This is a genomic window from Shewanella septentrionalis, from assembly GCF_025370265.1.
In the GTDB taxonomy this organism is placed as follows: Bacteria; Pseudomonadota; Gammaproteobacteria; order Enterobacterales; family Shewanellaceae; genus Shewanella; species Shewanella hafniensis.
Genome location: NZ_JAMTCC010000021.1, coordinates 34,906 through 56,688, shown reverse-complemented (window position 1 = coordinate 56,688; position 21,783 = coordinate 34,906). Strand labels below are relative to the sequence as shown.

The window sequence follows — 21,783 nt, the reverse complement described above, 5'->3', positions numbered from 1 at the left end:
CCGTGGCGCGCCTATCTTAACAGCCGTCAGCAGGCCATTACAGCTACAAAAAAAGCGATAAACCCAGTGAGTCTATCGCTATTGTGTTGTCTTGTTATTTCAGTATTCTTAAAGCACTAAATCGCACTTAAATGCTGATAATCCAGCCATTATAGGCCGCACCATTGCTGATGCGGCAATGGCTTACTTAACTATTTCCATCTCGGCTAATAGATTGTCGGCATGATCTAAATACTTCATTACCCACAACATATAGCGGCTATCCACTTGGATAGAACGGTTGATGTTATCGTCATATGCCCAGTCGCCGATAATACTTTCATACACACCATCGAACAGCAAACCGACTAATTCAGCGCGGCCGTTTAGGGTGGGTGAGCCTGAGTTGCCGCCGGTTGTGTCTAACGTCGACAGGAAGTTAACCGGTACAGAATCGATGGCTTTCACATAGAAATCACCGTATTGCTTCTGCTTAATCAGCTCTAACTCTTTTTTCGGCGCATCGAAAGGATCAACACCTGTGTCCTTTTGCACTATGCCTTCAAGGCGAGTGAATGGCACAGCCACTAAACCGTCTTTTGGCGAGTAGCCTTTCACATGACCAACCGTGACACGCAGGCTTGAGTTCGCATCGGCATACACTGGCTTACCTTGCTCAAGATTGTAGGCAATGATGGCATCCATGTACTGAGGACGCACTTTCATCAGCTCGCCATCCAGTTCTTTTTCTTTCTTTTCTTCAGCCATATCTGTGTCATACATAGCCACGGCGAATTGAATGAACGGATCTTTAGAGGCTTTAAAATCGGCAACGGATTTATCCATCCATGCCAGACGCACGTCTTTTTTGCCTAACTCAGTTTTGGCGTACATTTTGTCTAAGGTTTTCGAAAGCTTAGCTTCGCTGAACTTTTTATCGATACCAAAGGCTTTATCCAATGCGGGTAGACGTTTGTCTTCTGGCAGTGCGGCGTAGCGTTTCAGCATATCGAACAACACGGCTTTATCGACGCTTGGCGCATAACGACGATCGATACGCTCCATGCTCGCTTTCAGACGAGTCATATCACGTTCTTGGAAGCCAGGTTCACGCTGCATATCCGGCAGTTGTTTCTCGTTCGCTAAGCGATACAAACTGCGCGCCGTTGGCAACATTGTCGTGCTACCTATGTAGCTTAAGATCATGTCACGCTCTTGATGCGCTTTACTCTTGGCAATTAACGCATCTAGTTCTGCTAAAGTTTTACCGTATTTCGCTTCACGGCCGCTGTCTTTAGCGATCCACGCTGCAAGCTCAGCTTCGCGGGCTTTACGGTCCGCAAGCATGGTGGATTTGCCATAAAACTCGATCATCGAGGTGAAGTTTTTCGCGTAGTTTGCAAGGCTAGCAATTTGACTCTCGTACTTAATACGTTCGTCACTACCCTCTGGCGCGGTATCTTTAATGATCTCAATAAAGCGCTCGCGCAATAACTTACCTTCAGGATAAGCCCACTCGAATTGATTTTGTACTTCATTGGCGGTGCGATATCGGTTGGTGCGACCTGGGTAACCAGCCACCATGACAAAATCGCCATCGCTCACGCCTTTAGCCGATACTTTTAAGAAGCTTTTTGGCTCGTATGGCACGTTATCGCTACTGAAATCGGCAGGTTTGCCCGCTTTAGACACATAGGCGCGATAGAAAGAAAAATCCCCTGTGTGACGTGGCCACATCCAGTTATCGACGTCGCCACCGTATTTACCCACGCTCGCGGCTGGGTTATAGACTAAGCGTACATCGCGGATTTCCAGTTGTTTAACCAGATAATATTCAAGACCACCGTGGAAGCTATACACTTGGCAACGGTAGCCGTCTTCTTTTTCGCATTCAGCTACTAAGGCTTTTTCTTGGCTTTCAACGCCTTGATAGAAGGCACTGCCCACTTTGCCTTCAAGCCCGCCTTTTACGCGCTCGGTCACATTGGTCACATCTTCGGTCACGTACACACGTGAACCCGGTGTGGCAGGTAATTCATCGGCGAAGGTCTTAGCTAAAAAACCATCTTGCAGCAGGTTTTTTTCTGGGGTGGAGTTGTATTGAATCGCACCATAGGCACAGTGATGATTAGTGACCACCAAGCCTTTTGGCGATACGAATGACGCGGTACAGCCACCAAGGCTGATCACTGCGTTCATTGGGAATTCGGTGAGTTTTGAAATCGATTTTGCATCAATTTCTAGCCCTTTTGCTTTAAGCTCATCGGCCATAGCGGGCAGCTGATGGGGCTGCCACATACCTTCGTCAGCCTGAGCGCCAAAACTGGCGGCCACGGCAACTGTGAGTAACCATTTTTTCATTGTGTTAAGTCCGTTTTATGTGAATGAAGCCACGCGCAAGCTGGGCCATGTTCTCGTTTTAATCGTGTTGTTTTTATCTTAAGTCACTGTATTAAAACCCAGCATCACTCGCTTTAAAACCTAAAAAGCAAAAAGTCAGGCCGGGGCCTGACTTTATCACATCGGATACACTTTATAACAGACTCAGAAAAATTCGCTTACAAAGCAAATACATTCCATCAGCTACATTCCATCAAAGTTACCCCGCGGTGTTCGCTACAATGCTGACGCTAGCTGCGAGCTAAATACCAAGCCGTTAGATTGCAACAAATAGCTGCGCGCCCACAATCACAGCGCCTAACAAACCTGCCATCACTAAGCCCGCAGAACCACCCGACACTTGATAACCGCCAGGTTGTGTTTGGCGTTGACGCAATGCCATCACGATTGGCAAGAAGATGATCATCACCACCAATGGCACGGCTGCGAATCCCAGTACCGCCACAAAGCCTTCTGGCAGATACAGAGCACATAATACTGGCGGAATAAAGGTTAACAACCAGGTCTGCATACGGCCGGCAAACGTCTCTTTAGCGCGGGTTAATTCGGCGACAAAGTCATACAGGCTTAAGGTCACCCCTAGGAATGAGGTCACTAGGGCTAAATCGGCGAATAACGAAATACATTTGCTGATCCAAGGCGTATGGGCAATATCCTGCAATGCCGTCACCAGTGACGGTAATGAACCTTCAAAACCACTGACTTCATAGCCGCCTACTGTGCCTAAGGTCACCAACAACCAAAGCACATAACAAGCCAGTGGAATCGTCGAACCGATTAACAATACCTTGCGCAGTGAAACTGCATCGCCATCCAGATAACGCACTAAAGTGGCAATACAAACGTGGAAACCAAAAGAAGTAAACACGACGGGAATCGCCGCCATCCAACTGCTGGTCATCGACTCGGCAATCGCGCCCGTTGCCATGCTGGCAATACTGACTTCAGGCAGGAGAAATAACACCACAACCACCAGCAGTAAAATCATTAACGAAAACAGGAAGCGGGACACTTTATCGACCCAAGCCACACCGAGCGCCGCAAATCCGCCGAGCACTAAGGTAAACAACAATACGGCGACTTGATTATCGAGCACGATATCGAACATGTTCTTCGCTTTAAGCACTAATAGCGATGACCCACCGGTGAGATAAGCGGCAGTCAAAGCAAATAATAAACTTAAGAAAGAAGCGCCTTGAATTATTTGACCTTTTTTACCCAGCAATTTACCCGTAATGGCATGCACGTTATCACCTACGCCAGTGCGTAAGTTAATTTCGAGCATCAGTAATGAGGTATAGGCAGATACGCCCCAAATAACGACGAGTAACACTAACGCTGGAATAATACCTAAAGCCGCGGTGGCTAAAGGTAAGGCTAACATACCTGCGCCAATGGCCGTCCCGGCAACGATGGCGATCGAGCCTAACATTTTTGAATTCACACAATAGTCCTGTTCAATGATTAATTATTATTTTATTTGAGTAAGATTTGAACCGATAAAGCCTTGCGTCTTAAATCGAAATAAGCAACACATCACTTAAAGCAGCTTCAAAAAGCATCCAATCGGATCTCATTCCTGCAGATCAATTGGCCCCAATAGCTTTTGAATATTTCAACCCAGTAGCCATTGAGGCTAACTAAATCGGTTGCATAAAAGTGGCATGACTTTCAATTGTGATAATCCTAATAACAACATAGGTAAAATAGATAGTTTGGGACATTAACAGAGCCAAACCCAGTGGGCAAGCCAGTTGTGAACAAAGATAAGTCGCGCACTGTACGGTAACAACTTAATAGCGCTGTGGTAAACGAAAACATACAAGCCAACAAAATCGCTACCTTTGTTGGAAATACGTGGGATGCCGCATTGTGGGTGAATCGAGGTAAAACGTATATTTTGACTGTCGCGAACGCGCTGAATATGGGCTTAAACATATTCGCTGTGTTTAAGCCCAATCACATCATGTTGAGAATCGATTAACTCAAGATGTTAATTTACAGCTCAGTCCACGCCATAGTCCAAGAAGCGCCAACACCTGGCTCAAATCCTGTGGCAGAAGCCGACCACTGCATGCAATAACCGCTATAGGGGAATGGCTTACATTGATACACTTTGCCATTTTTAGGCTGTAACACTGTAGTGCCCGCAACGTAACCTTTGACTCCTTCAGGGAAGACAAAATCCGCTTCTGGCGCTGGTGCTTGATCCTTTAAGAAAAGATCAAAGTTCTGCTGAATAACATCACCTTGTTTAGGCTCAGCTTTAACCTGCAAGTGATAATGCCCTGCTTTAGGCGCAACCACGTCTAACACTAAGCTTGCACTGGTATTATTAACGGTTTGACTCACAAAACCCGCAGCCGTGCCATCGTGGCTAAACAAATACGCAGACACTAACATTTCAGCATTGCTGGTGACGTCAAAACTAACCTGCGCCGCGCCGTCGATAATTTGATAATCGTCGGCAAGTGAAGTGACTTCTAAGCTGTTGCCCGGAGCGGGTGCCAGATCAAATCCCACTTCAACACGCTCAATACCTGAAGTCGTCGCAGTAAAAATGTCGTTTTTGCCATACACAGGCTCAATCACACCTGATGCATTTTTTTGTCCCGCTTTTAACTGAGACTGCTGGGCATTAATCGCGCTCGCTAATAGGAAAGGCCAATTTTGTTTATCACCTTGAGTCGCATCGCTAATGGTAATGACTGTTTGTTTAGCCGGTTGCTCACCATTGGCATCGAACACTCGGGTCATCACTTTATCGCCCGCCTTGAGATCGAGTGACGGATTGATGTCGCCCACATCGAGCCATTCACCCGGTACGACGGGACCCGAATCTAAGTTCACATCGATAGCATTGTAGAAACTGTTGGTGGTATCACCCACTTCCCACACGGCTAGAATCACTTGATAACCGCTGCGACCTTCTGGCACATAACAGTCATGGGTCACTAACTTAGGCGGCTGCACCATGCCACCATCGACTACGCAGAATGGCGCTAAGTCAAAGCTCGCACGGCTTAAAGCTTGGTTTTGATTCCAATCTTGGCGGGTTAAATAATAACGCCAATTACGGGTGACATGATTGGCAGTAAACTGCCAACTGAACTTATTCCAGCCCGCTTTGATATCCGTCTTGGACCAACGACTGGAACTCTGTTCATCTAAAGGCGAGAAAGCACCATTACCCGCACTCGCCAGTTTGCCATCAGCAGGACCTGACTCAGGAAAACCCGATGGTCCTTCAACGCTTTGCGGTTCCCATTGCACCGCGCCACAGTTGGCATTGTTGCCGGTTTTACAGGCATAGGAACGTGACTCTGGCGCCACAACATAACCGTGTGCCTGTGCAGAAATACTCACAAATGTATTTGCCGCCATCACTGCGACGGCCAATAAACTCAATTTAGAAACAGGGGAAAAAACAGTAGGATTTGCCACTTTAATGCACTCCATTTGCACCCATCTTTGCCAGTATTGGCTTGGGCTTAGATATAAAAGTGGTATTTGGGCAAACAACAGCATTAAACAGCAGTCGTTTATCTTTCACAGAAATCGAATTCTGCGGCAACTCCGCTATCTTAGTTCACTAAAAAATCCATTTACAACCTTAGACCGGAAGCTTTGCGTCCTAACTTTTCAATTAGTTTGCCAAATACGGTAGGTGTCATCGAATCACTACGAGTTAATAGTATGTAATCAAGTAGAAATGACTTGGCTAAATTAGCAACAAAAGACAACGCTGTCAAAAAATAATCCATTTATATTCATATAATTACAGAATGTCGCGCGGTATTATTCTGACACCCGTCAAACATTCATTCATGCCTACTGTAATAAACTCGTGCTTGAAACCGAAATTCACTTAGGTATAATGCCCACCTCGCTTCGGGGGAGTAGCTAACGGGATGTCGAACCATCGTCATCTAGGGTGAACATCAACATACTTGGCCACACGCCATGGTGTTCACAGCAAATCATCGATTTGCCCAGCAAGACCTGAGCACAATGACTGCACCTAGGGGTGGACGGTTTATTGTGCTTATGTCTTAACCACCCCTAAAGGATCACACTTGGAAGCCCTACTTGCCTCAACCTTTACGGTTGCCATTGCCGAAATTGGTGATAAAACTCAATTACTTGCACTAATTCTTGCCGCAAGATTTAAAAATAAAACCGCCATTATTTTAGGCATTTTGCTGTCGACCTTATTCAACCATTTTGCCGCCGCTTGGATTGGCCAATGGGCGATTAACTGGGTCAGCCCAGATCTTGCCCGCTATTTAGTTGCCGCATCCTTCTTCGCGATTGCTCTTTGGGTGTTAATCCCAGATAAAGTCGATGCTGAAGAGAGCCGTTTCTATAAAATGGGCCCCTTCCTCGCCACCTTTATCCTGTTTTTCATCGCCGAGATGGGGGATAAAACGCAAATCGCAACGGTAGTGTTAGCCGCAAAATACGATTCATTAACTATGGTGGTTGCAGGCACAACCTTAGGCATGCTGGTTGCCAACGTACCTGTGGTGATCGCAGGCCATTTCAGCGCCGAAAAATTACCTATGTTGTGGATACACCGCGGCTGCGCCGTATTGTTCGCACTGTTAGGCGTAGCAACACTACTGTTCTAGATCATTGATCATATTGAATTAAGGCAACAAAAAGGCCAGTGATAAACATCACTGGCCTTTCTACTTACGACGGTTTTATTGAGATAAACAGTGTCGACTTAGAAGCTTAACTTCTTAGAAACGCAGCTTATAGCCCTAATGCCGTTCTAATACGTTGACCGTAATCCGCATCGGCTTGTTCGAAATGTGCCAGCATGCGTTGCTGCACATCTAAACTCGCTTGACTTAATGAACCCGAAATTGTTGCCACTAAGCGCGCTTTCTCGGCTTCAGAGAAGATGCGATACAGATTACCCGCTTGGGTATAATCGTCTTGGTTATAACGACTGTAACGTGCCGCTTCACCTTCTAAACGCAATGGTGGTTCGCTAAAGTTTACTGGCTCAACCAAGGCATCTGCAGTGCTGTTCGGGCCATAGTTTGCCGTGGCATCGGCCCCCGTTTGGCTGCCATGGTAAGGACATTGTGTGCCCGCCATAGCGCCCGCACGTTGATGATGATTTGCCTTAGCCGCATGTGGGCAGTTCACCGGTAACTGGTTGTAGTTGGCACCAATGCGGTAACGCTGGGCATCGGCATAGGCAAATAAACGCGCTTGCAACATCTTGTCGGGCGAAGCTCCAACACCGGGAACCAAATTGCTGGGCGCCAATGCCACTTGCTCAACTTCGGCAAAGTAGTTTTGTGGCAGGCGATTCAGCTCTAACACCCCAATCTCAAGCAATGGATAGTCGCTATGTGGCCAAACCTTAGTTAAATCAAATGGATTGATATGATAAATATTGGCATCTGCCTCAGGCATGATCTGCACGTTAACAGTCCAACGCGGGAAATTGCCATCGGTAATCGCCACCACCATATCGCGCTGTGATGAATCGGGATCTATCCCCTTTAATTTATCAGCCTGTTCGTTGGTTAAGTTGACCACGCCTTGCTGGGATTTAAAGTGGAACTTCACCCAGAAACGCTCGCCCTTGGCATTCCACAACGAGAAAGTGTGTGAACCATAACCGTGCATTTGACGGTAGTTGGCAGGAATACCGCGATCCGACATCAAAATGGTCACTTGATGCATGGCTTCAGGGTTCAATGACCAAAAGTCCCACATAGCCTGCGGATCTTTTAAGTTTGTCTTAGGATTACGCTTTTGCGTATGGATAAAGTCTGGAAACTTAATCCCATCTCGTAAGAAAAAGGTCGGCGTGTTGTTACCCACGATATCGTGATTACCACGGGCAGTATAAAAACGTAAACCAAAGCCACGTGGATCGCGCTCTGCGTCGGCAGAACCCATTTCGCCACCGACGGTTGAGAAACGAATAAAGGTTTCGGTTTGCTTACCAACGCCATTGAAATGGTCGGCAATGGTGTAATCGCTTAAATCTTTAGTCAGGGTAAATGTGCCGTAAACGCCAGTACCTTTGGCATGCACGATACGCTCAGGGATACGCTCACGGTTGAAATGGGCTAACTTTTCAATTAAATGCCAATCCTGTAATAGCAAAGGACCACGTTCACCCGCCGACAGTGAGTTTTGATCGTCGGCCACTGGGGCGCCGTTTTGGCTCGTTAAGTACTGACTTGTTTGATGTTGTTGACTCATGCCCTGCTCCTTAGTCTTGATTGCTGGTTAACCAGGTTTCAATTAAATCGTAAATGGTGGCCATGGTTTATCTCCTTGGCTGGCGACGTGTTGTCGATGGAGCAAGAATAGAGAATCGCCAGCAAAGAATAAAACGATTAAACTAGATTCATGCAATCTATAAAAAAGATTAAAAGAAAAATAGCAAAGTCGATAAACGATTGCGCGGACTCACAGCCAATGGTCCGCTCACATCACTAAGGTGCGGCTGAAAAACCAAATGGCTGCTCGCAGGGATGAAGCAGATTACTGTAAAGCTGAGTGCGGTACAAAAAAGCAGAGAAAGATAATGCGCTGCCATTAACTGGCGGGTGAGTCGGCTTCGCGGTAAAGCTTAACCAGATAATAAGTGTCTATCAGTACGATAAAAAAGTTAACTAAGGCAACAGGATAAGCCCCAATTGCCACGCCGTAGGCCACAAATAATGCCGCACCGATAAGATTCCACCAGCGCAGTTTTTTGATGTTTGACATCATCAGTGATATTGCAACGACCACAGACGCTAAATAACCAACCCATTCCCAAATTGTCGCGTTATCCATATCCAATCCTTATTCATATATTATTTAAATCAAACGATTGATACGCCATTCACACCACAGGAAATAGGCTGGGCTATTGCACTTAGCACTTAGCACTTAGCACTTAGCACTTAGCACTTAGCACTTAGCACTTAGCGTTTAACGACAGCCGCCGTCATCCGTGAAATACAAGTCAGTTCACCGGCGCTGTTATGGATTAACACTTCCCATACAGAGCCGCGTTTTCCTAAATGAATAGGCTTAGCCGTGGCGGTTAATAGCCCATTACGGGAAGCCCGTAAGTGGTTAGCGTTAATTTCTTGGCCGACACAATAGTACTGCTCAAAATCCACCGCAAAATTTGCCGCATAACTGGCAACGGTTTCAGCAAGCGCAACATTCGCGCCGCCATGGACTATCCCCAAAGGGTTATGCACCGCAGGGCTCGCTGGCATAGTGGCCTTCATGTAATCGTCGCCAATTTCACTGATCTCAATCCCTAAGGTCTGCATCAAGGTGCCTTTACCGCCCATACCGGCATCTAAACGCGCGCAATCCTCTAACGTGACAGCTCTAAACCAAATACTCATTGCAACTTCCTAGTCAATAAAACCAATCAGCAGTTTACTGCGAAGTGGATGAAGTTCAACTAGTTTGCGCTAAGCCAGTCCCGTCAATCTCGGCAAAAATAAGACTCAAACTAACCATTGTTTAGTAACACTCAGCCGACTAAACCAGACGAGAAACAATCCCCAGAACACCACCACACTCGGCATGATTAATGCGTCAGCTCCTAGCACCACAGCCGCTTGTTGAATGCAAAACACATAGCTCATTTGCAACAAAACCGCGATAAGTGAGGCAACCAGCACTTTATAGGCAAGGGATTTTCGCAATAACAACAATAGGCAGCCCAGAACGCCAGACACCACAGCAAAGCCAAATACCGCATCAACTAAAGCCGGCGTGGTCTCATAGAGTTTGATTTGATCTGGACTCATTTGCGCCAAGGCATCCGGCGTCATGGTCATTTGGATCACAAAGGCCATCAGCCCCATGATATTCCACAATAAACTGAGCGTTGCGACAAAGTAAAACCACAGTGGCGCCTTCGCTTTAATGGTTTTCAGCGGATTTGAGACTGTATCCATACTCACTCCTAATAAAAACTGAAAAAAACAGCTAAAAAAGGGATGGCGAACCATCCCTTCATTTCAGTCTAGCTCACAAATAACACTTGTGAGCGCACCCGTTACACAGGTTAACGGCGACGACGTTGTAAACCAAACAAAGACATCAGTGCTAAACCTAAATAACCCAAAGCACCGCCATCATCTTTAGGCGTTGGCTCAGGTTTTGGTGGCACAACCGGCGCTGGGTAGCTTAAGGCAACGATCACAGGATCGTGGTCCGATGCAGAGAACGCATTTTCAGATTTAGCCAGATCACCAGAGAATTTCTTACCGTATTCAAACAGGTTAGATTCCACTGAGTTGATATGCCAATCTTCAATATCCACTAAGCGCTTAGCTAAGCTAGCATTGGCTAAAGCATGGTCTAAGTTACCTAGCTCGCCGTTATAGCTATAAGAGAAAGTGCCTGTACCGTGGGCTTTCGTGTTCAAGTTGATCAGGCCATAGCCTTTTTCAATCTTGCTACCTTGGCGTTCAAATACTTTGCCATCGAGCGTCGTCCACGAAGCGGTCATGATGTCACGATCTGACTTGCTCGCATCAAAGTCGGTCAGCACACGGATAGGATCTTCCATGCCGTAGGCATTCATATCACCGATGATCAGTAAGTCGCCCTTCACGTCTTTTAGCGTTTCACCCAAGACTTTGGCTGCAGATACGCGGAAAGCATTACACTTGCCCTGTTGATCGGCAGGATCGACTGACTCTTCGAAGTTAGCCCAATCTTCTAAACAGCCTGAGCCTTTAGATTTCAGATGGTTAACGACTACGGTCAGCGACTCATCATGGATTTTGAAAGTTTGCGCTAAGCTGTGACGTTGGTAAGCATCGTTACCTGGATTTGTCTCAGTTTTGCCATCTTTAGTACGAGTCACGCTACCAGCACTGGCATGTTGCTCAGGAGTATCGATAGCTTGCGCAGCACCCGCTAAGGTCACTTTGCCACCGCGGTATAACATACCGACAGTGATAGCATCAGTACCAAAGTACTTGCCGTCATATTTATCAGCGTCGGTGATTTCAACAAAGCTATAAGCGTTTTCAGGCGTTTGCTTCTCGTTCAGTGCATCGACTAAGTTTTTAATCGCACTCTTCTCACCAAAACCGTTGTTGGCAATTTCCATCAGACCGACAATATCGGCGTTCATGGCAGTAATAGCGCTAACGATTTTAGTACGTTGTAGCACCATTTCTTCCAGCGTTAGGGCACCACGGTTACTACCTGATGGATTGGTATCACCACCATCAACATCGTTAAAGAAGTTCAACACGTTAAAGCTAGCCACACGCAGATCGCCCTTAGTGGCGACGCTTGGGGCATCAGTTCTGTCATCCCCACGGATAAAATCACCCGCTGTAATAGTGTTAGTTGCCACTAAACGATAAGCGCCGTAGCTGTAACCAATCACACCTTGCAGATTAGTCAGTTGATCGCCCACACGGATATAGCCCGTTTCCACATTGAAATCAGGGAAGTATGGAATTACACCGTCGGCAGGTTTGTAATCAGATTCGATAAAGAGTTGGTTTTCGAGGTTAGATTTAACTAACGCAGTCGCTTCAGCAGAAAGCGCAGGATAAAGCTGTGTCGCCTTCATTAGCGGTTCTTTATAAGACACTAGCATGTTATTACGACGGCCTGCGTAGTCATAGCTGAAGGTACGGCTGATCTTAAGATCGCTGCCCGCATCTAAAGCCACATTCATGCCTTCATAACGCTCTAATGCTTGCGCTAAGGTTTCGCCATCGGCGACATAGAAAGGCGCGGCAACTGGAACTTCACCCTTAGCGCCGACTTCAAATTTCTTATCGGCTTTAATATCGATTTGAGTTAAGCCAAAGTATTCTTTCACTTTACCCTGCACACAAACTTCAACCCCAGGTTGAATCGCTTCAGGTACCGCTTCACCTAAGAATACAAACACACCATCAGAGGTATACGGTGAGTTATCACCTTTCACTTCTTGTAGATAAAAACCTTTAAACAAGCTTTCACCACGGGCAGTCACGACACCGCGCACTGTGACTTCAGCTTCAGACTCAAATGCACCTTCTGGAACGTAAGGGCTAGACTCACCCGCACCTTGTACTTGATAAATCGGCACTATTTTAGCGCCGCTGCAGCTAAAGAGCGGCACTTCTGGCTCTGCTGGGGCTTCTAGATAACCTAATCCTGAGAAGGTATCTTTAGGTAATTGTTCCCACTGGGCGGCATTAAATACCGTATTCGCCACTAACGCATCTAATTTACGTTTTAAGGTAACGTCGAATCCCCAACCCGTTGGTGTTGGTACATCGCCAATAATATCGACAACCGCATCATCTTTAACGAGTGCGACCGCATCACCACCATTAAAACTTAAACTGCCAGAGTAACTGTCAACACCTTGGTCAAGCGTGATCACAGCGCTAGAATTTAAAATGACTTTAGTCGTTTTAGGCGCAATGGATTGGCCATCTAATGCCACCATATCTGATGCAACAGTTGCCCCATCTTTATAACGAACCAGTTTATAACCCGCGAGATCAATTGCCGTATCGCCGCTGTTATACAGTTCAATTGCTTTATTGTTTGCGCTACCTTCAACATATTCGGTAATCATCACATCTGCGCTTGCCATCATAGGCAAAGCTGCTGCGACAGCTAAAGAAATCGCCGTTAACTTATTAACATTATCCATATCATCAACCCCATTATTATAATATTGCCGCTAACTTCTATTAACGTGCGGGCGGATTATTTCAGAGTTGAATGCTTAAAAAAAGAGGGCAAGATCGCACATTGCCAATGTAACACATTGATGAGTAAATGATTATGGACACAGCACTGTTCACACAGAAGAACAAGGTAATAATTCGAAAGTATTAGCCAAATAAAAACAAACAGTAAGAGTAATACACCCAAGCTCAGCCAAAGCACTGGCGAGTACAAATAATAACCAATATTTTAATGTGATATTTTAATGATTTTTATCGGTATGCAATACCCAATAAAATGTAAAGAATGCGGCGCTTTAAAAGATAGTAGATATCATTAAAACGTAATTTAGCCTTCATTATTTTGAAATAAAACCAACGCTAAAGCGAGCTAACGTTAATGATTAATACCATCCATTGTAATAGCCGATAGAGATTGATGATTGCTATATAAAATTAAACATGAGTTAAGGCTGTAAACCTTGTATAGCAAGGCAATAAATTAAGCATTAAAACTATAATGTGATTTTTACAGACAAAAAAATACCGCTCATTTAGGAGCGGTATTTCACTTACTGCGTAATAAACGCGGCAGTTAATTCATTACTTTTTAGCTGCTGGTTCAGCGGCTGGCGCTGCAGATGCTTTCTCAACTGATTTCAATTCAACTTCAAAAACCAGTGTGGAATTTGGTGGAATAGTACCAGTGTCACGCTCGCCGTAGGCTAAGTTTGCAGGAATAACAAACTTGTACTTAGCGCCAACAGGCATTAATTGAACGCCTTCGGTCCAACCTGGGATCACGCGGTTCAGTGGGAACTTAGCCGTTTGACCACGTTTGTATGAACTATCGAACTCAGTACCGTCGATTAAAGTACCAACATAATCCACTTCTACAGTGTCTTCTGCAGCAGGTTTTTCGCCAGTACCTGGTGTTAATACTTCGTATTGTAAGCCAGACTCAGTTGTCACTACGCCAGACTTAGCCTTATTTTCTTCAAGGAATTTTTTACCGTCTTCGATGTTCTTAGCAGAAATCGCAGTCGCTTGTTCCTGACGTTTATCGTTTAACTTTTTATCTAGACCTTGAAGAATGGTTTGCATTTCTTCTTCGGTTAATTTTAATTGGTCATTCAGACCATTAGTGAAACCAGTGACGATCAGAGTGCGATCAACTGGTAGGCCTAATTCTTCTTGCTCTTTGATATGGCCAGACATGTAACGACCGATTGAAGCGCCTACACTGTAAGCTTCTTTTTGAGCTTCTGTCGTTAATTCAACACTTGTACTCGCAGCAGCTGCTTTTTCTTCTTGATTACAAGCAGATAGGCCAATAACAGCCAATGCAACTAACGATAATTTATAAATCGATTTCATTAAAGCTTCCTCAGCATCCTCAAGCGGTTACAATAACCTAAGCGAGACAACTTTATACTAGTTATCTCGGTTATACCAACTAGATTCTTTATGGGTTAACAGTGATTAATGTCACTTGATCAAGTCTAAAGACAGCAACTTAGGGAGCAAGTTCATGAAGAAAAATCTACTGCTGGTAATTTGCACAATTTTTCTGACAGCTTGCCATCCTAAAGCGGAAGACATTAGCGTTCTCACCACGGAACCTAGCTATAGCGCGAGTCTATCGAGCAATGGACAATTCGCCTTAGTCGCCACCCAAAGTAGTGGAGTCCAATGCTGGGATCTCAGCACCCATACACTTAAATACCAATGGATACATGGCGATATCAATACTGGCGTCACAGGTACGGCGATTTCGCCCAACGGACTATTTGCTGCGTCGTTAAGCCGAGATTCAGTTGCCATGTGGAGAATAGCCGACGGAAAATCCCTAGGATGGTGGTCTTTGCCTTCATCCGGTGAAAGCGTGGCGGTAGCTGATAATGGCGCGCTACTCATTGGTTTAAATGATGGTTCCGTTATGTCACTCAATGCCGCCCAAAGTGCCTTAATCAAATTTCTGGGACATAAAGATCGCGTCAATAGCGTGGCCCTCTCCGCGGATGGCCGTTTAGCATTAACGGGGTCGAATGATATGCTGGCGATTCTTTGGCAGGCGCAAACGGGTCAGCCGCTTCATACTTGGACCTTAGGCAGCCGTATCACTAAAGTGGCGCTTAACGACAGTGGCACACTAAGTTTTACCAATGGCAGCACAAATGAAGCCAAAATCTGGGATAACACTAGCGGTAAACTGTTAAATCAGTTAGATATTACCCGTCGGCAGATGAACTTTTCCGCGGTGCGGTTTATCAAACAAGACAGCCAGATATTAACGGGAACGCCGGCGCGGGAAGTCATACTATGGCAACGTGACTCGGGTAAGGAAATTGAAAAATGGCAGGTTGCACTCACTAAAAACAGCCAAAATCGAGGAGCCGTTGTATACTCTGTGGCAATTCGAGATACCAATAAAGTTGTTAGTATCAGTAGCCAAGGCTTAGTTGAGACTTGGCAGCAATAGAGGTTAGTCATGCAAGGCGTACAAGCACAGATTGAAGATCTAGAAACCAAATTGGCTTTTCAAGAGCTCACAGTCGAAGAGTTAAACCAAGAAGTGATCAAATTAAATCGACTTGTGGCTCACCAGCAGCACCAAATTCACATGTTAATTGGTAAGTTACAAGACATGGAACCGAGTAATATGGCGACTCAGGCTGAAGAAACGCCGCCGCCACATTACTAATACTGACGCTTTAAAATAAGACTTTGATTCAAAGACGGTTACCGCAAAATATCCAGGGAATGCGATGTTTAAACATTTGATGCCAAAACAAACCCCGCCTTTATTACCCATAGCGTTAGTGGGTGAAGCTATCCTAGGGCAGACTGCAATTGCAGTGCAGCATTTTAATGCCGAACTTGCGCACCTTGCAGAGCAAATGTCTGCCTGCATGGAAGCCGCCAAAGGCGTTGGCATCGCGGCGCCACAGGTTCACAGTCCCTTAGCCTTATTTATTATGGCTTCTCGCCCAAATGAGCGTTATCCCGATGCGCCCAATATGGCGCCTGTAGTCGTGGTTAATCCGCAAATCATTAATGTATCAAGCGAGTTGGTCAGCGGAGAAGAAGGCTGCCTATCTGTACCGGGGCAAAGATTTACGATACAAAGGCATCAAGCCATTGAAGTACGCTATCAAAATTTACAAGGCGAGTGGCAGCAAACCGAATTAACGGGCTTTATTGCGCGGATTTTTCAACATGAATTTGATCACCTGCAAGGGATCACCTTACTCGAGCGTTCACTTATGCCAGAACAGGCTCAGTCGATCTCAGCCCAGTCCATCGAACAAGGTGAAGCGCAATAATGAAACTGTCTTTGGTTACACCTTTATCTCGCGTTTTTATCGCACCCGCTTTGGCAATGGGGTTGGTGCTAGGTCTATCTGGCTGCGCCTACAACAGTATTTTCATTAATTACCCTTCACAGATTGAACCGCTCAAACAAGAGTTGAATAGTGCAACGCCCTTGGCTGGTATCGACAAACTTGCCAGCAATATCAATGGCAACGATGGCCTACTCTATGCTCAAGAAGCGGGCCGTATTGCTCAAGTCGCCGGCGATTTTGCGGCCAGTAAAAAGTACTATCAACAAGCGGTCGATGCTTACACCGCCTTTGATGATAAGGCCAAAGTCAGCGTCAGCGATATTAGTGCCACAGCCAGCAGCTTAGTGTTAAACGACAATGCGATTCCGTACCGTGGTCCTGGCTATGAACGCATCATGCTGCACCAATACCAAGCGCTAAACTATTTGTTTAGTGGCGATTACCAAGGCGCTTTAGTTGAAGTTCGTCGCAGTAACGAGTTACAAAGCAGCGAACAAGAGCGTTATCAAAAATCACAAAAATCAGTACAAGCCATGGCGAACGGGACTATCGATGCCGAGGTCAACAAGCTAGGTCAAGCCGCAGGCACTGTGACGAGTTCTTTCTTAAACGCTTACAGCTATTACACCACAGGCGTACTACATGAAGTGCTAGGTGAGCCAAACGATGCCTATATCGATTATCGTAAAGCGGCACAAATCACCCCAAACAACACCTATTTACAGCAAGATCTGGTGCGCCTCGCCAAGCAACTTGGCATGCCACAATATGACGAATTTAAACGCCGTTGGGGCGATGCAAAGCTGCCTAACCCCAAAGATGGCCAAGTGATTTTGATGGTTGAACGCGGTTTTGTTCCGGCCAAACAGGCACTTACAGTGCCTTTTACCATACATGGCAATTGGCAAACCGTGTCGCTAGCCACTTACATGCCAAACAATACTTTTGTGCCAGAGACGCAAGTGCAAGGTTTAGGTACAGTGCTGAAAACTGAACCTATTGCCAATATTGATGCCTTAGCCATCACAGCACTCAAGGAAGATCTGCCCGCAACCTTGGTTCGCCAAGTCGCAAGGGTCTATGCCAAATCCGAGATGGCCTATCAGGTTGAGAAGAGTGGCAGACCCGGAAACAATGCCGCCGATATTGGCAGTATTGCGATGCAGATTTTTAACGTAGTAACAGAGCAAGCGGATCGTCGTAGTTGGCTGACGCTGCCTAAACAAGCACAGATCGGGCGGCGTTATTTGAGTGCGGGTGAATACACTTTGCAGTTAGATAAAGCGCCACCGGCAAAAATTGACGTTGCAGCAGGCAAAACCACCTTAGTCTGGGCAATTGATACTGGTAATTACACCCGAATTTATTCAATAATCATTTAGCCTAGCGGTTGTGGTATTTGAATAAGACGAGTGTCATTAAGTTTATACAATCACAAAATGGAACTGACTATGAAACAATTTAAACTAATTTTTGTGCTGGCTGCCGTTATGGGTCTGGCTGCATGTCAATCTAAAGTCGAGTATGGCGATGCCACCGAAGTTGAAACCGTCAATGAGAACTTTGGCTCAACGGATCTACAAGCTATTGCAGCCAAGATGGTGGATAGCATGATGACTTTCCCTCCTATCGTGGCCATGACAGCTAATAGCCGTCCGATTTTATTTGTCGACAGCATCAAGAATAAAACCTCAGAGCACATTGATACTGAGTCAGTTACTGACTCTATCAGCAACAAACTATTGCGCTCAGGCAAGTTCCGTTTTATCGACATGACCAAAGTAGACTCAGTCCGTAAGCAACTGGATTACCAAAACAACACTGGCATGGTTGATCCATCAACCGCCATCAAGTTTGGTCGTCAAATCGGCGCGCAATACATGTTATACGGCAATTTATCTAGCATAGTGAAGCAAGACGGTAGCACTAAAGACGTGTACTACAAGATGACAATGCGTTTAATGGATTTAGAAACAGGCTTGATTGAATGGTCTGATGAAAAAGAAATCCGCAAGATGAAGTCTAAGTCTTTCTTAGGCATGTAATTGTCTCAGGCGCTTACTTTCGCCAAACTGAGTTTCCAATAAGCCAGCTGAAATGCTGGCTTTTTTTTTACATTTTTAACATTGGTTATCCTAGGCAAATAAGGTAGTGTACTCGGCCAAAATACACTGCAATGATACTGGCTCAAATCGGCACTGGCGCAGGGGATAATTTGCCACTCAGGCAACCCCAAACACCCGACATTGAAACAATATCCAAGCAGAAAACAAAACAAATTGTTGAAGGATTGAAGTTGTGAACTTGTTTAAAGCCAGTTTTGTTGCCCTTGCCTGCGGCGCATTGATGTCGTGTGCCACCCAAAGCACTCTTAATACGGGCCCACGTGACGCCAGTGCTTACATTAGCCAGTATCAGGCCGCGCTGCGCTCGCAGGTTATTTCCGATGTTCGCTATGAATTGGATTTTCAGCTCACAGGGGAAGCCGAGTTTTCCGCCACCTCCAAAGTGACCTTTCAATTAAGTGAAATACCAAAACAACTGAGCTTAGATTTAAACAAAGCACAGATAAAACGCTTTATCATCAACGGTACCGCAGTATATCCAAACTATAATGGCGCTTACATTAGCTTAAATACGCGTCTGCTGACCTCGGGTGAAAACACGGTTGAAGTGCAGTTTACTCGCCCTCACAGCACCAATGGCGAAGGTTTGCACCGTTTTAAAGATCCGGTCGATGGCAAGGTCTACCTCTATTCGCATTTTGAACCCGCCGCCGCGCAACAAATGTTTGCCGTATTTGACCAACCGGATATCAAAGCCAACTATCAGATTACGGTCACAGCACCTAAAGATTGGCAAGTGATTAGCACTATGCGTGAAAGCCAAATCACTCCAGCAGGCGCATACAACCGTTGGACCTTCCCTGATACACCGAAACTCAGTCCGTATAACTTTTCTATGCATGCGGGTCCCTACCACATGTGGCAAGACAACTCGGGCCGCTATCCAATGCGCCTGTTCGCCCGTGAATCTGTGGCTAGCCAAGTCACACCGCAGGATTGGTTTAACTATACCAAACAAGGGTTAACCTTCTTCGATAACTACTTTGGCATTCCGTATCCCTTTAAGAAATATGATCAAATTCTGGTACCTGATTTCCTCTATGGCGCCATGGAAAACGCGGGGGCAGTGACCTTTGCCGAAGATCATTTCCTCTATAAAGCAGCCATGACGGCAGATCAAAAGCAAAGCCTAGCCGGCGTTATCATGCATGAAATGGCGCATCAATGGTTTGGCGATCTCGTGACCATGAAATGGTGGAATGGCCTGTGGCTCAATGAAAGCTTTGCCTCCTTTATGGGCACGCTTGCGACTCAGGAGGCGACCGAATTCACCAATGCTTGGCGCACTTTTTACGCTAAAGGCAAACAAAGAGCCTATGAGCAGGACAGCTTAGTCACCACGCATCCGATTGAAGTGCCAGTGGCAACAACCCAAAACGCCTTCGACAATATCGATGCGATCACTTATCAAAAAGGCGCATCGACACTGAAACAACTGCGCCACTTGCTGGGCGACATGGTGTTTCGCCGTGGCGTCAGCAATTATTTAAAACAATATAGTTATCAAAATGCCGAATTAGACGATTTTATCAATAGCCTAGGCAAAGCCGCTGGTCGTGATTTAAGCGCTTGGACTCAAGAATGGCTCTACAGCGCGGGCGTTAACACCATCAAGGCGGAATATCGCTGTGAAGCTAACCGCATCAGTGACTTTAGTCTGCTACAGCTCCCAGCAAGCACTGAACTGCCAACATTACGCGAACAAAAAGTCCAAGTAGCCCTCTTTACCCAAGGTCGCTTCGATTTACGCCATGACGTTACTGTGCCTGTCACGTACAAGGGTGAGCGTACCGAAGTCAAACAACTGATTGGTGAGCGCTGCCCTGACTTAGTCTATCCAAACTTTGATGATTGGGGTTTTGTGAAAGTCGAGCTCGATGACAAATCCTTTAACACTGCAAAACAGCAGTTGAGTAATGTGTCAGATCCACTGCTGCGCTCTATGCTGTGGCAAAGTCTGTGGGACAGCGTTCGCGAAGGTAAATTGAGCTTAGATCAATACCTAAGCACAGTATTTGTTAACGCGCCTGCTGAGACGGACTACACGATTGTTGGTCAGATCATCGATAGCATGTTGCGCTCGAAGCAGTATCTCGCACAAATCGCACCTATTCAGCAAAACTACGCTGAGAATGCAATCAAAGGCTTAAGCCAGATGAGCCTTAGAAAAGCGATGGAAAGCAAAGGCGATAATGACTTCCAACGTATTTGGTTCGATGCGTATGTCAATTTAGCCAGCGACAGGGATTCATTGCGCCATTTAGCGCAACTCGCTGACGGTGAAACAAAAATTAAGGGGTTAACCTTAGATCAAGATTTACGCTGGGCGATTATCACCCAGCTCAATCGCTATGATTTCCCTAACGCACAGCAACGTTTAACCAAAGAGGCGGCCAAGGATAATTCAGACTCAGGCGAAAAAGCTGCGCTTGCGGCGCAAGTGATCCGCCCAGAAGCGGCGGCCAAACGTCGCTGGTTAAGCAAGGTTCATCAAGACAGCCTGCCTTTCTCCAAGCAACGGATCATTATGGAAAATCTTTATCCTGCGGAGCAGAAACTATTGAGCGCGGCTACGGCGGAAGAACGTCTGGCGAGCTTGAGGGATATTGATAAAAAAGGCCCTGTGTTTATGCGTAACTACGCTCACAACTTGATTCCTACTGATTGTAACTACACTAGCATAGCGGCATTGGATAAAGTGCTTGATAGCCAAACTGGATTATCGAATCTCACCCGCCGCAATCTATTAGAAACTCGTCAAATGGAACTGCGCTGCGTGCTGATCAAAAATAAAATGACTCAATGAGATTAAGGCCATTTTAGAATTAACAAGGAGCTTCTAGGAGCTCCTTTTTTATGTGCCGCAATAGATGAAGCCTAAACACGAAGCAGAACAACAAAGACTCCCCACAGAAACTTAGCCTTCAAATAAACAAGTTGCCATTCTGAATAATAACTCGTAAAACGGTAACATATTTAATTATATCGTTAGCGAGAACGAGTATATTTTAACGGTCTACTGACGATAAAGAATGATATTTGTCATTTGTAGAATATTATTCATCCCTCCTCGATTCAATCTTCTCAGTTTTATCGAGTAGCCATTAATAAAGAATGGCTCACTCAATCGTTATTAACATAGAAATCATATGATTATAAAAATTTTAAATTATGGGAGTCACTTCTAAATTTATTACTATAATTCACTCATGGTTTAATGTTTTACCCCTTGCTGCCGCTATACTA

At 45.6% G+C, this 21,783-nt stretch carries 16 protein-coding genes and 1 riboswitch; of the genes, 7 read left to right on the top strand and 9 right to left on the bottom strand.

The genetic code is table 11. The features are described 5' to 3' along the window. Nucleotides 1-183: 183 nt before the first annotated feature. From NE536_RS13280 to gbpA, 3 genes are all read right to left on the bottom strand, one after another. Entirely contained in the window at nt 184-2,340 is a 2,157-nt protein-coding gene (locus NE536_RS13280; RefSeq protein ID WP_220590994.1) for a S46 family peptidase, read from the bottom strand. Between the two features lie 295 nt (nt 2,341-2,635). Further along, nucleotides 2,636-3,811, bottom strand: a complete 1,176-nt coding sequence (locus NE536_RS13275) for an aromatic amino acid transport family protein (RefSeq protein ID WP_172481235.1) — start codon at nt 3,809-3,811, stop codon at nt 2,636-2,638. Between the two features lie 566 nt (nt 3,812-4,377). Further along, a complete protein-coding gene (gene gbpA, locus NE536_RS13270) occupies nt 4,378-5,823 on the bottom strand; it encodes an N-acetylglucosamine-binding protein GbpA (RefSeq protein ID WP_261272983.1) in 1,446 nt (481 codons plus the stop codon). A gap of 122 nt (nt 5,824-5,945) precedes the next feature. Next, nucleotides 5,946-6,045, bottom strand: a riboswitch (cyclic di-GMP riboswitch). A gap of 410 nt (nt 6,046-6,455) precedes the next feature. Here gbpA and NE536_RS13265 point away from each other — a divergent pair. Continuing rightward, nucleotides 6,456-7,010, top strand: a complete 555-nt coding sequence (locus tag NE536_RS13265) for a TMEM165/GDT1 family protein (RefSeq protein WP_261272982.1) — start codon at nt 6,456-6,458, stop codon at nt 7,008-7,010. Nucleotides 7,011-7,137: 127 nt separating this feature from the next. Here NE536_RS13265 and katB read toward each other — a convergent pair whose 3' ends face one another. The 6 genes from katB to fkpA form a co-directional block, all read right to left on the bottom strand. Continuing rightward, entirely contained in the window at nt 7,138-8,613 is a 1,476-nt protein-coding gene (gene katB, locus NE536_RS13260) for a catalase KatB (RefSeq protein ID WP_261272981.1), read from the bottom strand. A 339-nt stretch (nt 8,614-8,952) separates the two neighbouring features. Beyond that, a complete protein-coding gene (locus NE536_RS13255; RefSeq protein WP_006080419.1) occupies nt 8,953-9,195 on the bottom strand; it encodes a YgjV family protein in 243 nt (80 codons plus the stop codon). A 131-nt stretch (nt 9,196-9,326) separates the two neighbouring features. Next, complete coding sequence (locus NE536_RS13250) at nt 9,327-9,764, bottom strand: PaaI family thioesterase (protein WP_261272980.1); 438 nt, start codon at nt 9,762-9,764, stop codon at nt 9,327-9,329. Between the two features lie 105 nt (nt 9,765-9,869). Continuing rightward, nucleotides 9,870-10,325, bottom strand: a complete 456-nt coding sequence (locus NE536_RS13245) for a hypothetical protein (RefSeq protein WP_063884117.1) — start codon at nt 10,323-10,325, stop codon at nt 9,870-9,872. 110 nt (nt 10,326-10,435) lie between these two features. Continuing rightward, nucleotides 10,436-13,048 carry an extracellular exonuclease ExeM gene (gene exeM, locus NE536_RS13240; protein WP_261272979.1) on the bottom strand — a complete coding sequence of 871 codons (2,613 nt, stop codon included), beginning with the start codon at nt 13,046-13,048 and terminating at the stop codon, nt 10,436-10,438. Between the two features lie 619 nt (nt 13,049-13,667). Continuing rightward, a complete protein-coding gene (fkpA, locus tag NE536_RS13235; RefSeq protein ID WP_261272978.1) occupies nt 13,668-14,441 on the bottom strand; it encodes an FKBP-type peptidyl-prolyl cis-trans isomerase in 774 nt (257 codons plus the stop codon). Between the two features lie 154 nt (nt 14,442-14,595). Between fkpA and NE536_RS13230 the strand changes: the two genes are divergently transcribed. The 6 genes from NE536_RS13230 to pepN all read left to right on the top strand — a co-directional run bounded on the left by NE536_RS13230 (nt 14,596) and on the right by pepN (nt 21,343). Then, entirely contained in the window at nt 14,596-15,546 is a 951-nt protein-coding gene (locus NE536_RS13230; protein WP_261272977.1) for a WD40 repeat domain-containing protein, read from the top strand. A 9-nt stretch (nt 15,547-15,555) separates the two neighbouring features. Next, nucleotides 15,556-15,768 carry a SlyX family protein gene (locus NE536_RS13225; protein WP_006080410.1) on the top strand — a complete coding sequence of 71 codons (213 nt, stop codon included), beginning with the start codon at nt 15,556-15,558 and terminating at the stop codon, nt 15,766-15,768. A gap of 64 nt (nt 15,769-15,832) precedes the next feature. After that, a complete protein-coding gene (gene def, locus NE536_RS13220; RefSeq protein WP_261272976.1) occupies nt 15,833-16,390 on the top strand; it encodes a peptide deformylase in 558 nt (185 codons plus the stop codon). After that, a complete protein-coding gene (locus NE536_RS13215; RefSeq protein WP_261272975.1) occupies nt 16,390-17,793 on the top strand; it encodes a COG3014 family protein in 1,404 nt (467 codons plus the stop codon). The genes def and NE536_RS13215 overlap by 1 nt, the downstream gene beginning before the upstream one ends. Nucleotides 17,794-17,862: 69 nt before the next feature. Then, a complete protein-coding gene (gene lpoB, locus NE536_RS13210; RefSeq protein ID WP_006080406.1) occupies nt 17,863-18,456 on the top strand; it encodes a penicillin-binding protein activator LpoB in 594 nt (197 codons plus the stop codon). Between the two features lie 253 nt (nt 18,457-18,709). Beyond that, nucleotides 18,710-21,343: an aminopeptidase N gene (gene pepN / locus NE536_RS13205; RefSeq protein ID WP_261272974.1), complete on the top strand. Its 2,634-nt coding sequence runs from the start codon at nt 18,710-18,712 to the stop codon at nt 21,341-21,343. The last annotated feature ends 440 nt before the right edge of the window (nt 21,344-21,783 follow it).